The sequence below is a fragment of the Cellulomonas sp. Marseille-Q8402 genome (assembly GCF_965119525.1).
Map to the genome: position 1 here is coordinate 604,311 of NZ_CBCPLX010000001.1, position 11,776 is coordinate 616,086.

The following is an 11,776-nucleotide window of genomic DNA, read 5'->3' on the forward strand; positions in this document are numbered from 1 at the left end:
ACGGGCCGGGCGGACGGCGACGTGACCGCGCGGGTCCCGTGCCGTCCGCCCGGCCGGGGCTCACGGTGCGACGGGCGCCCGCCCGCTCAGCGGCGCCGCGTGCTCCAGCGCCCAGTCCAGCGCGCGGTCGGCCACGTCCTCCCAGCCGGGCGCGGCGCAGGTCCAGTGGTCCCGGCCGGCCAGCTCGACGTACTCGGTGAGCGCCGGCGACTTCTCCCAGTGCTTGGCGTTCGACTTGTTCACGGACGGCGGCATGATGTGGTCCTGCTCCCCCGACAGGAACAGCAGGGGTGCGCGGTCCGCGGCGTAGTCGACCCAGGTCTCCTGGTGCCCGGGCTTGAAGTTGGCGATCAGCCCGTAGGCCCAGATCCAGTCGCCGGGCGCCCCGATGGCGTACCGCTCCCAGGCGGCGCGCGAGTCCTCCGCGCTCAGGGTGTTGGCGAACGCGTAGTGGAACTCGTCGGCGGTGAACTCGACGGCACGCCGACGGTTCGCCGGGCTCTTCAGCGCCGGGAACAGGGACCGCACCTGCGACAGCGGCGTGACGTGCACGCCCTCCGTGGGCGCGGAGTCGATGACGACCCCGGCCGCGCCGAGGCCGCGGGCGAGCAGCAGCTGCGTGATCGTGCCGCCGAACGAGTGCCCGATGATGACGGGCGGGCTGTCGAGGCCCTCGATGATGCCGGCCAGGTGGTCGACGACCTGGGGCACGGTCAGCTCCGCGATCACCTCGGGGTGCTCGCGGAGTGCCTCGACCTCGATCTCGAAGCCCGGGTAGGCGGGCGTGACGACCGTGAGGCCGCGCTGCTCGAAGCGGGTGACCCAGTGCTCCCAGCTGCGCGGGGTCATCCAGAGGCCGTGCACGAGCACGACGGTGTCGGGGCGGGTGGCGGGGATGACGGGCTCGGACATGGTGGGCTCCCGGTCTCAGGCGTCGATGAAGGCGAGCAGGTCCGCGTGCAGGCGCGCGCGGTCGGTGTCGGGCAGGGCGTGCGGGCTGCCCTCGTAGACGAGGAGCTTCGCGCCCGCGACCAGGTCGGCGGACCGCTGCCCCCCGATGGCGAACGGCACGATCTGGTCGTCGTCGCCGTGGATGACCAGCGTCGGCACGTCGAGGGCGGCCAGGTCCGGCCGGAAGTCGGTGGCGGAGAAGGCGGCGATGCACTCGTAGGCGGCGCGGTGCCCGCAGGCCATGGACTGCAGCCAGAAGGCGTCCCGGAAGCCCTGGTCGACGTCGCCACGACGGTTGTGCCCGAAGAACGGCCCGTCCGCGAGGTCGCGGTAGAGCTGCGCCCGGTCGGCCTTCTCCCCCGCCCGCAGCCCGTCGAAGATCTCGAGGGGGGCGCCGTCGGGGTTGTCGTCGGTCCGGAGCATCATCGGCGGCACGGCGGACACGAGCACGACCCGGGCCACGCGGGCGGTGCCGTGCCGGCCGACGTAGTGCACGATCTCCCCGCCGCCCGTGGAGTGCCCGACCAGGGTGAGGTCGTGCAGGTCGAGGGTGTCGACCAGCGCGGCGAGGTCGTCGGCGTAGGTGTCCATCTCGTTGCCGTGCCAGGTCTGGCTGGACCGGCCGTGGCCGCGGCGGTCGTGGGCGATGACGCGGTGGCCGTGCTCGGCCAGGAACAGCGCGGCGGCGTCCCAGGCGTCGGCGTTCAGCGGCCACCCGTGGCTCAGGACGACGGGCGTGCCGCCGCCGTCCAGGTCCTTGTAGAAGATCTGCGACCCGTCCTCGACGGTGATGTAGGGCATCGGTGCCTCCCGGTGGGGTGCGGTGTGCACCGACTGTCCCGCGGGCCCGGCTCGACCCGGACCACGCGCCGTACGTAGTCCGTGGCAGCGCTCTCAGACGTGCACGTGGTCGCGCAGCTGCCGGCGGGACGTGACACCGAGCTTCGCGAACACCTTGCGCAGGTGGTAGTCCACGGTGTTGACCGAGATGAAGAGCGTCGCGCCGATCTCGGCATTGGTGTCCCCGCGCGCGGCCATCCGGGCGACCGTCCGCTCCCGCGGGGTCAGCAGGCCGGGCGACGTCGGCGTCGCGGGCTCGTCGGCGTCCAGGCCGGTCGCACGCAGCTCGGCGCGGGCCCGGTCGGCGAAGACGCTCGCACCCGTCTCGACCAGCCCGGTCAGCGCGGCACGGAGCTCCACCTGCGCCTCCGTGCGGTGGCGGGCCCGCCGCAGCCACTCGCCGAGCAGCAGCCGGGAGCGGGCGGCGTCGACCGGGACGCCGGCCGCGTCCAGCTCCGCCACCGAGGCGCGGAAGAGCTGCTCCGCCTCCGGCCCCGGCGCGACCAGCGCGCGGCACCGCAGCGCCACCCCGCGGGCCCACGCCGACCCGCTGGCCTCCGCCCGGGCCGCCAGCTCCCCGGTCCGCAGGACCGCCTCGTCGCGGTGACCGGAGCGCACGGCCGCCTCCACCAGATCGGGCACGCGCGTCGGCGTGACCTGGAGGAACGGGTCCGCCATCTCCTGCACGAGCGCGTCGAACGCGTCGGCGTACCGGCCCGCGGCGAGGTCCTGGACCGCGAGGGCCGCCACGGCGCTGGACTGGACGCCCCCGAAGCCCTGCGCGGCCGCGCCCTGCGCGATGACCTCGACCTGGGCGCGGGGCGCACCCGCCCACGCGAGGTAGGCCACGTTCGTCACGTGCTCGGCGTCGTAGCCGATCGCGCGCCGCAGCTCCCGCACCTCGTCGACGAACTGGGCGGCGCGGCGCGGGGTCCCGCCCGTGAGCTCGGCGAGCGACGCCATCCACAGGGCGGTGTCGAGCAGCTGCAGCGACCCGGTGTCGCGCGCCAGCGCCGCGGACCGCTCGAGACCCGACCGCCGGGCGTCGACGTCCCACAGCGCCGAGGCGAGCGCGACCTCGGCGATCAGGTACGGCAGCGCGGCCGCGCCGTCGAGCCCCTGGATGGCCGCCAGCCCCCGGCGCATCGCGGGCACGGCCTCGGCGTAGGGGTCGAGCACGTGCGCGGCCAGCGCGGCCAGGACCACGGACGCGTGCCCCTCGCCGATCGCCGCGCCCGCCCGCAGCCGCTCCCCGAGCTCGGCCAGGGTGACCGCGGTGCGCAACCGCTCGGCGGGGAGCGCCCAGTCGAACGCCCGCAGCAGGGCGTGCTGCTCCAGCTCGGGGTCGACCCCGTGGAACAGGGCGGCCGCCTCGAGCAGGTCGGCCGTCGCACGCACCAGCACGGAGGGGTCGCCCGTGAACACGCCGAGGGTCACCCGCACCGTCAGCACGCGCCCGCGCTCCACCGGCCCGAGGTCGCCCTCGTCGACCTGGTCGAGCAGGGCGGCCCCGAGCTGGGCGGCCCCGGCGGCCACGGCGGCCTCGGCCGCGGCGACCAGCCGGCGCGCGCGGTCGGGCCCGGCCGGCGTCAGCTCCGCGGCCCGGCCGAGGACCCGCGCGCGGGACACGACGCCGCCGCGCGCGCCCGCGAGGTCCGCGACGCGCTCCAGCCGGGCGGCGACGGACGCGTCGGTGCCGAGCACGGCCTTCGCGGCGTGCCACGCCTCGAGCTCGTCGAGCCCTGCGGCCCGTGCCGCACCGGACAGCGCCGCGTGCGCCGCCCGGCGCTGCTGGCCCGTCGCGGAGGCGTAGGAGGCGGCGCGCACCAGCGGGTGCCGGAACCGCGTGGTCGGCGCGAGGACCACGAGGCCGGACTCCTCGGCGCCGGCCGCCGCGTCGGTCGCCACGCCGAGCGCGCGGCACGCCGCCTCGATGAGCGTGATGTTGCCGGTGGAGTCGGCGGCAGCGACCAGGAGCCAGGCCCGGGTGGCCGGAGCCGTCGCCCCGACGAGCCGCGCGTAGTGCGCCTCGAGGTGCCGTCCGACGGGCACCGGCTCCTCACCGAGCCCCGAGTCCGTGAGCTCCTGCACCGTCAGGTCGGCGCCGAGGTCGATCAGCGCGAGCGGGTTGCCCCCGGTGGCCGCCGACACCCGCGTGACGATGAGCGGGTCAACCTCCACCGGCGCGGAGGCACGCAGGAGGGCGGCCGCCGACTCCGGGTCGAGGCCCCCGAGCCGCAGGGCCGGGATCCCCGCCGTGGCCGCGTCGACCGCGTCGTCGTCCCGGGCGGCGATCAGCAGCGCCACCGGCTCCGCGTACACGCGGCGGGCCACGAACGCCAGGATCGTCAGCGACTCGGGATCCAGCAGGTGCGCGTCGTCGACCGCGCAGACGACGGGTCGCTCGTGGCCCGCCGCGGCCAGCAGCTCCAACACGGCGAGCCCGACCAGGAACCGGTCCGGGGCCGGCCCGTCCTCCGTGCCGGAGACCCGGCGCAACGCCGTGGCGTGGTGGGGCGGGATCCGGTCCAGCAGGTCGCGGAACGGTCGCAGGAGCCGGTCGAGCGCGGCGTGCGCGATCGCCTGCTCCGCCTCGTACCCGGCCACGTGCACCACCCGGCAGCCCACCGCCTGCTCCGTCGAGGCGTGCAGCAGGGTCGTCTTGCCGATCCCCGGCTCGCCGCGGACGACCAGCGCCCCGCTCGTCCCGTTGCGCGCCCCGAGCACGACGGCGGCGACCTGGGCCAGCTCGGCCGCCCGCCCGAGCAGCGGTCGCGCGGGACTCGTCATGGTCGCCCACGATGGCGGACGCCGGGAGCCGCTGTCCAGAGCGCGCGTGGACCGGTCCCGGGACCGGCGCGCCACCGCTGACCTGCGGTGGAGTGAGCGACTCCCCGGGACACCTCGATCGATCCTGAGGTCGTCAGCCGAGATCGAGCGCTTCGCGCGCGTTGTCACGCGGGACCCCGTCGGCGACCTCGAGGTACGGGCCCCGGAGCCCGACTCGCAGGTCCGGCCCTCCGGGGTCGGTCGAACCGATGGTGAGGTCGTCACGCCGGCCCGAGATGCCGCCCGGTGTCGTGTCCTCGACGTCCGTCCAGCCTGCGTCCTCGAGCGCGGCGACGATCGTGTCCGCGTCCGCGTCGCTCCCCGTGACGACGACGGTCACCTCGTAGCGGCGGCGGTCGACGATGCCGTCACCGCCGCTGCGGTACTCACCCCACGCGTCGTCGATCTCGCCGCCCAACGCGTCCACGATCCGTGGGACGTCCTGACGTGCGGCGTCGAGCACGGCATCGCGGCTCGCCGCCAGGTCGTCGGCTGACGCGCCTCCGCCACCGCACCCGGAGAGGCCCAGTGCGACCACGAGGCACACCGCCACCGCGGAGCCGCTTCGGCGGCTCACCACTCCGGGCTCCGGTCGCTGACCGGCTTGGGCGTCCGTGACGCCTCCGGGTCCTGCACGCCGTCGTACCAGGGGTCGTAGGAGTGCTCGGCACGGAGCACCTCGTCGTAGTCCCCGACCACGATCTGCCCGATGTTGAACAAGGACTCGGTCTCCGTGTCGAAGTACTTGGTGTGGTCGCCGGTGTTGCGGAAGACGTCGGCGCGCGTGGTCGACTCCGCCTGGAACCGGTTGGCCCCGAAGTCGTCCTCGACGATGTCGTTGCCCAGTCCGGCGCCACCCAGCATCCAGCCGCCAGCCCAGCCGTCGTCCGCCAGGGCGGCGACGAGGTCGCGGCTGTTGTTGCCGGCCCAGACGTGGTCGGCGCCGACGCCGAGCTCGGAGGCGTGCTCGACCCCGCCGCCCGCACCAGGGCTGCCGACCAGGATGATGTCGTCGGCGGCGAGACCGTGGTCCGTGGCCCCGTGCGCGGTGGTGGTCGAGCCGTAGCTGTGGCCGATCACGGTCAGGTGTGCGGGTGCGCCCTCTCGCGACGCCCGCAGGCCGTCGATGTAGCGGGAGAGCAGCTCGCCGCCTGCTTCGGCGCGGCCTTCACCGGCCACGGTGGCCGAGTCCCAGTCGCTCGGGGCGTCGTAGCCGATCCACATGATCGACGAGACGCTGGAGCCGGGATCCGAGAAGCGCGCGGACTCGTAGATGTTGAACGCCGCCTCCGCGTTGCCGCTGGCCTCGGTGCCGCGGCTGGTGAGCCCCGGGACCATCACCGACACGTGGTCCGCCGTGTCGGGGTCGCCGAACGCGATGGCCACCTTGCCGTCCCCGCCGAACGCCGTGGAGTCGTACAGGTGCAGCAGCGGCACGAGCGGCTCCCCGGTGACCGGGTCCCGCCGCCCGGCCCCCTCGGCCAGCGCCGTCTCGGCGGCGCGGGCGTTCTCCAGCGCCTGCCGGTCGCCGTACAGCTGCTCGCCGCGGGACTCGCGCAGCTCCAGCGCCTCCAGGTCGGTCTCCAGCAGCAGCCGGTTGGCGCGGTCGCGGGCCTGCGCGGGGATGCCGTCCGCGCCGCCGATCAGCTCGGGGCGTGCGGCCAGGACCGCCAGCTGCTCGTCCTCGGAGAGCGACGCCCACCAGGCGGCGACCTGCTCGGGGGTCCCGCCGGATGCCGGGGAGCCGGGGCGGCCCAGCGCGTCGTCAGCCAGGTCGATCTGGCCGGAGACCGCCGCGCGCGCCTGCGCCACGGTCGAGTACGCGGCGAACGCGTCGAGCATCGCGCGCTCGGCGGTGCCGAGGTCGCGGACCAGGGCGTCGACGTCCCCGCGCAGCCCGTCGAGCCGGGTGCCGAGCGTGGACGCACGGTCCTCGAGCTCGGCGATCGCGGCGGCGTCGACCTCCCCCGCACCGCGGATGTCCGCCAGCAGGTCCTCGCGGCTCGAGTGGTACGACGACCGCGCCTCCACCAGGTCGGACCGGCGGCGCTTGAGATCGGTGAGGGCGTCGGCGTGGTCGTCGGCGGCACGCGCGACCTGGCGCAGCGCGACGCCGAGCGCCTGCGCGTCAGCGCCCGCAGCGCGCACGTGCGCGCCGTACGCGTCCGCGGCGGTGCCGGTCCAGCCGTCGAGGGTCGCGGAGTCGTGGGCGAAGGTGTCGAAGTCGTCCAGGTTGACGGCGCTGGCCAGCAGGTCCTCGGCGAAGGTGGCGACGGCAGCGGGGTCGCCGTCCACCTGGGGCACGGCCTCGAGGGCGGGCGGCACGGTGATCGTCGTGGTGTTCACGGCGTGCCCCCCAGCCAGTCCTGGAACCTGTCCTGCGCCTCGATGTCCACCGTCGTGTACGCCTGCGCGGCCGCGGTCAGCCGGTCCCCGACCGCCTCGGCACGGTCTGCGACGTCGCCGACGATCGTGCCCCAGGCCGACGTCCACCCTGCGGCGGCGCCCGCCACCGCCGGGGTGAACCCGGCCGTGCTCGCGTCGGCCACCCGGTTGCGGGCGGTGCGCACGCGCGAGCCCTGGTCGGTCCAGTCGTCGGCGGAGAGCCCCAGCGTCAGGGCGTCGACGACGTACTCCTCGCTCATCGCGCCTCCTCCCGGCCCGAGACCAGCGCGCGGGCCGTGGGGGCGTCGACCGCCAGGTCCCGCCCTCGCACGGTGACCAGGACGGCGTCGTCGAGCCACGCGACCCGGACGGACCGGTCGTCCCGGGCCGCCTGCAGCAGGACGGTCGCGCCGGTGCGGCGCAGCCCGCCGGCCCACCCCTCCGCGCGCAGCCGCGCGCCGACGGCACGGCCCAGCGTGATCCCCTCGGCAGCGTCGCCGAACGGCAGCCGGGCCTCGGCCACCGGCACGACGTACCCGCGCTCGGCGGCCGACCGCCAGGTCGTCGTCGGCTCGGTCGTGGCCCCGACGGCGCCCAGCAGGCCGTCGAGGACGCCGTCGACGACCGCACGCTCGGCGTCCAGGACCGCGGGGTCGACGGGCACGGGCGGCAGCCGGTCCGCCTCCGACCGCGGCTCCGCAGGGAGCACGACGATGTCGACGTCGGGGTGTCTCTCGTGCAAGGGGCGCAGCAGCGGCGCCTCTGCCAGGGCGTCCTCGGACTCGGTCACGCCGCCACCCTAGGCGAGCGAGCACGCCCGTCGCGCGTCATCCACAGGCCGCGTGGTCCACGGATCTCACGAGGCGTCCCCCGCCTGACCTGCAGGATGGGTCCATGACGACTCGTCGCCGTCCCGTCCTGCTCCTGGTCCACGCCGGCACGGTGGTGGTGCTCTCCGTCGTGCTCCTGGTGCTCGCGCTCCAGGTGACGGACGACGCCAACATCGGGGCCGGCCTCGCGCTGATCGCACTCGTCCCGTTCGGCCTGCCGTGGTCGCTGCCCGCGCTGCTCGGGCCGGACACGTGGCCGAGCGGGGTGGCGGTCGGCATCGCGATCGGCGCGGCCGCGCTGAACGTGGTGCTGCACGGCGTGCTCCGGGAGCTGCGGCACCGCCGGAAGTGCGCCCGCGCCGCCGCCGGGTGACGCTGGGACGGATGCCCCGCCCCACTGCCCTGCCCCGGCGCGTGCCGCGCGTCCACCTCGCGCCCGTGTCCGCCGCCGGGCGGCGGGTCGCCCGGTTCCTCGCCCGCGCGCCGGGTGTCGCACGGGCCCTGCGCGCCACCGCGGCGGCGGTCCTCGCCTGGCTGCTCGTCGGCCTGGTCCCCGGCCCGTGGAGCGACTACCCGTACTACGCCCCGCTCGGCGCGGTCATCGCGACGGCGGTCACCGTCCGCGGGTCGACGCTCCGGTCGGCGCAGACGGTGCTGGGCATCGCGCTCGGCGCGGTCATCGCCCGCGTCACCGACGCGCTGCCCGTCCCGGCGATCGCGGGGCTGGCCGTCGTCGTGCTCGTCGGGGTCCTGGTCAGCGAGTGGCGCGTCCTGGGCGACATGGGGTCGTGGGTGCCGACCGCGGCGCTGTTCGTGCTGATCATCGGCGACTCTGACCCCGTCGGCTACGTCTCCGCTTACGTCGGGCTGACCCTGGCCGGGGCGCTCGTCGGCGTCGGCGTGAACCTGGTCCTGCCGCCGCTGCCGCTGACGCCCGCCGACCACGCGCTGCTGCGGCTCCGCGACGCGACCGCGGACCACCTGGAGGCGTCGGCGGCCGCCGTCCGGGAGAACCAGGCGGAGCTGCCGTCGACCACGACCCTGCTCGCGGCCCGCACGGCGGCGTCGGGTGCGGTCGCGTCCGCCCGTGAGGCAGCCCGGGGCAACTGGACCGCGCAGCGCTACCGGACGTGGCGGGAGCGCCAGGACCGGTACGCCGGTGCGCTCGACGGCGCCGCCGCGGCCGCGTTGGACGTGCGGCGCGCGGTCCAGACCTCCCGCACGGTCGCCGCGGGCACCGCGTCCGACGGCGCCGAGCTGCCGGCCGCCGTGACGGCGCTCGTCGCGGACGCGGACGGCGACGGCACGGTGCGCGAGGCCACGGCCGCGGCGATCGAGGCCGCCGCCGCGCTCGTCCGCAGCCGGCCGGAGGACGGGACCGACGAGGACGCCGCCGCCGCGCTCTCCGACGCGCTCGCCGCGGTGCAGACGGCGGTCGCGGCGGACCGCGATCAGGTCAGCGGCGCGAGCCGTCCCGCGGACGCCGTGCTGGTGGCGCTGGCACCGCTCCTGACCCGCTGAGCGTCCAGGTCCCTGCGGACGGTCAGGGCCGGGGGTTCGTCCGGCGCCACGGCTTCTCGTCGCGCCGTCGCCCCATCCCGGCGGCGCAGCGCGGGCAGACGCGGCCGACCTCGTCGGCGTGCTTGCCGCTCTCCGGCTGCACGTCGGCCCAGCGCACGTGCGGGAAGCGGGTCAGCGACGACCGGTGCAGCGACAGGCCGCACAGGGTCTCGTTGTGCCCCTGCTCCCACGCGTGCACCTCACCCGCGGGCATCCGGACCCCGTCCGGGTCGGTCCACTGGCTCGACGCCGCGACGGCGGCGGACTTCGGCGCAGGCATGCCGACGACGCTAGCGCCGGCTCACGCCGAGGGCGCGCGCACCGGGACCTCTGGCGCACACGGCCGTGACATGCCGCGGCACGATGGGGCGATGACCGGCACCGTCGCCCTCCAGGACCGCCTCCCCACGCCCGACGAGCACCGTCGCCTCGCCGAGGCCGTCGGGTGGGAGCACGCCTTCGACTGGCCCTCGCTGCCCGCCTCGCTCGCGGGCTCGACGCTCGGCGTGGTGGCCGTGCGGGACGGCGCGGTGGTCGGCATGGCACGCGTGGTCGGGGACGGCGTGAAGTACTTCGCGGTGCAGGACGTCGCGGTGCTCCCGAGCCACCAGGGCCAGGGGGTGGGCCGGGCGCTGCTGGACCGGGTCCTCGACCGGATCGCCGAGCGCGCGCCGGCGCCGGCGTTCGTGTCGTTGTTCGCGACCGCCGAGGGCGGCGCCCTCTACCGGGCCGCGGGGTTCGCCACCGGCGACATGGTCGGGATGACCCGCCTCGTGGACCCACGGGCCTGACGCGCGCCGCGGCGCGCTCGGGTGGAAGATCGCGACCGACACGCCGTCGGCGTGTCGGTCCGGATCGTCCACCCGGGACGGGAGGAGGTCGCAACCCGGGGAACCCAGAGGTCAGGCGCGCGCGTCCTCGACGGCACCGTCGAGCACGAACCGGACCGTGCGCGAGGCGACCGTCGCCTCGGCGAGCCGGACCCGCACGTCGGTGCCGACCGGCAGCGCGACCCCCTCGACCCGGCCGCGCACCGGCGGCTCGCGCAGCTGCACGACCCCGCTGGTGCCGTCCTCGCGCGCGTCGACGACCACGCCGTCGAAGTCCTCGCCGACCCGGTCGGCGAGCAGGGCCGCCTCCACGAGGTCGACCGACCCGCGCTCGTACGCGGAGGCGCGCCGGTCGCCCCCGGCCATCAGCGCGGGCAGCCCGGGCAGGGCGGCTCGCACGTCGTCGGGGACCGGCACGCCCGTGCTCAGCGCGACGCAGGTCTCCCCGACGAACCGGTCGACCAGCCGGCGCAGCGGCGCGGTGGCGTGGGCGTAGGGGGCGGCGATGGCGGCGTGCCCGGTCTGCTCGGGCAGGTCGCCGTCGAACGCGACGTAGGCCGCGCCGCGCAGCAGGGTCGTGGCCTCGGCGAGCAGCGCGGCCTCGGCCGGGACCGCGGCATCGAGGGCCCGCACGACGGTCGCGTGGTCGGCGCCGTCCGGCCACGGCACGCCCAGCGCGTGCGCGGACCGCCGCAGCCGCTCGACGTCGCGGGGGTCGGCGGGCGGCAGGGTGCGCAGGACGCCGACCCGGCCGTCGAGCATCATCCGGGCGGCGCACATGCCGGTGAGCAGCGAGATCTGGGCGTTCCAGTCCTCCACGGGCAGGGTCGCGCGGCTGGTGAGCGTCCACCGGCCGCGGGCGTCGACCTCGACCTCCTGCTCGGGCGTCGGGAGGGTGAGCCCGCCGCGGGCGACCTCGGCGGCCTGCCGCAGCCGGCCGACCTCGCGGAGCAGCAGCAGCACCTCGTCGGCGGTGCCGTCGTCGAGGGCGCGCTGGGCGCCGTCGTAGGTCAGCTGGGCGCGGCTGCGGACCAGCGCGCGCGTCACCCGGGCGTCGGTGGGTGCGCCGTCGGCGTCGAGCGTCACGTCCCACAGCAGCGCGGGCGCGTCCTGGCCGGGCAGCAGGCTCGCGGCGCCCTCGGAGAGCGTCGGCGGGTGCAGCGGGGTGCGGCCGTCCGGCCCGTAGAGGGTGACGACGCGGCGACGGGTCTCGGCGTCGAGCGCGCCGCCGGGCCGCACCCAGGCGGCGACGTCGGCGATGGCGTACCGGAGCCGGAAGCCGCTGCCGGCGCGCTCGAGGTGCACGGCCTGGTCGAGGTCGCGGGAGCCCTCGGGGTCGATGGTCACGAACGGGACGTCGGTGGCGTCCGCGCGGTCGCCGACGGGTCCGGCGGCCAGCACCCGGTCGACCTCCGCGAGGACGTCGGGCGGGAAGGCGGCGGGCACCTCGAGCTCCGTCCGCAGCGCGACGAGCCCCGCGCGCACGGCGGCGTCGACGGTGCGGGGGTCGGGAGCGGGCTCGACCGGCACGGCCGGCAGCGTCACCTGGCG

At 76.6% G+C, this 11,776-nt stretch carries 12 protein-coding genes; 3 read left to right on the forward strand and 9 right to left on the reverse strand.

All coding sequences use genetic code 11. The features are described from left to right. Positions 1-60: 60 nt before the first annotated feature. From ACWPWW_RS02920 to ACWPWW_RS02950, 7 genes are all read right to left on the reverse strand, one after another. Complete coding sequence (locus ACWPWW_RS02920) at positions 61-912, reverse strand: alpha/beta hydrolase (RefSeq protein ID WP_454048846.1); 852 nt, start codon at positions 910-912, stop codon at positions 61-63. 15 nt (positions 913-927) lie between these two features. Then, the gene (locus ACWPWW_RS02925) at positions 928-1,752 is read right to left on the reverse strand and encodes an alpha/beta fold hydrolase (protein ID WP_454048847.1); all 825 of its coding nucleotides are present in this window, start codon (positions 1,750-1,752) and stop codon (positions 928-930) included. Positions 1,753-1,845: 93 nt separating this feature from the next. Continuing rightward, on the reverse strand, positions 1,846-4,581 hold the full coding sequence (locus ACWPWW_RS02930; protein WP_454048848.1) for an AAA family ATPase: 2,736 nt from the start codon (positions 4,579-4,581) through the stop codon (positions 1,846-1,848). A 133-nt stretch (positions 4,582-4,714) separates the two neighbouring features. Then, positions 4,715-5,047 carry a hypothetical protein gene (locus ACWPWW_RS02935; protein WP_454048849.1) on the reverse strand — a complete coding sequence of 111 codons (333 nt, stop codon included), beginning with the start codon at positions 5,045-5,047 and terminating at the stop codon, positions 4,715-4,717. A 146-nt stretch (positions 5,048-5,193) separates the two neighbouring features. Then, positions 5,194-6,966 (reverse strand): alpha/beta hydrolase, encoded by a 1,773-nt coding sequence (locus tag ACWPWW_RS02940; RefSeq protein ID WP_454048850.1) that lies wholly within the window; start codon positions 6,964-6,966, stop codon positions 5,194-5,196. Further along, entirely contained in the window at positions 6,963-7,265 is a 303-nt protein-coding gene (locus ACWPWW_RS02945) for a hypothetical protein (protein WP_454048851.1), read from the reverse strand. The genes ACWPWW_RS02940 and ACWPWW_RS02945 overlap by 4 nt, the downstream gene beginning before the upstream one ends. Continuing rightward, entirely contained in the window at positions 7,262-7,795 is a 534-nt protein-coding gene (locus ACWPWW_RS02950; RefSeq protein WP_454048852.1) for a hypothetical protein, read from the reverse strand. The genes ACWPWW_RS02945 and ACWPWW_RS02950 overlap by 4 nt, the downstream gene beginning before the upstream one ends. 104 nt (positions 7,796-7,899) lie before the next feature. Between ACWPWW_RS02950 and ACWPWW_RS02955 the strand changes: the two genes are divergently transcribed. Together ACWPWW_RS02955 and ACWPWW_RS02960 are read left to right on the forward strand one after the other, a co-directional pair. After that, positions 7,900-8,208, forward strand: coding sequence for a hypothetical protein (locus tag ACWPWW_RS02955; protein WP_454048853.1), 309 nt, complete (start codon positions 7,900-7,902; stop codon positions 8,206-8,208). An 11-nt stretch (positions 8,209-8,219) separates the two neighbouring features. After that, positions 8,220-9,356 (forward strand): hypothetical protein, encoded by a 1,137-nt coding sequence (locus ACWPWW_RS02960; protein WP_454048854.1) that lies wholly within the window; start codon positions 8,220-8,222, stop codon positions 9,354-9,356. A gap of 22 nt (positions 9,357-9,378) precedes the next feature. Here ACWPWW_RS02960 and ACWPWW_RS02965 read toward each other — a convergent pair whose 3' ends face one another. Beyond that, entirely contained in the window at positions 9,379-9,675 is a 297-nt protein-coding gene (locus tag ACWPWW_RS02965; protein WP_454048855.1) for a hypothetical protein, read from the reverse strand. 91 nt (positions 9,676-9,766) lie between these two features. Between ACWPWW_RS02965 and ACWPWW_RS02970 the strand changes: the two genes are divergently transcribed. Then, on the forward strand, positions 9,767-10,186 hold the full coding sequence (locus ACWPWW_RS02970; RefSeq protein WP_454048856.1) for a GNAT family N-acetyltransferase: 420 nt from the start codon (positions 9,767-9,769) through the stop codon (positions 10,184-10,186). Positions 10,187-10,297: 111 nt separating this feature from the next. Here ACWPWW_RS02970 and ACWPWW_RS02975 read toward each other — a convergent pair whose 3' ends face one another. After that, positions 10,298-11,755, reverse strand: a complete 1,458-nt coding sequence (locus tag ACWPWW_RS02975; RefSeq protein WP_454050383.1) for an RNB domain-containing ribonuclease — start codon at positions 11,753-11,755, stop codon at positions 10,298-10,300. Positions 11,756-11,776 lie beyond the last annotated feature (21 nt).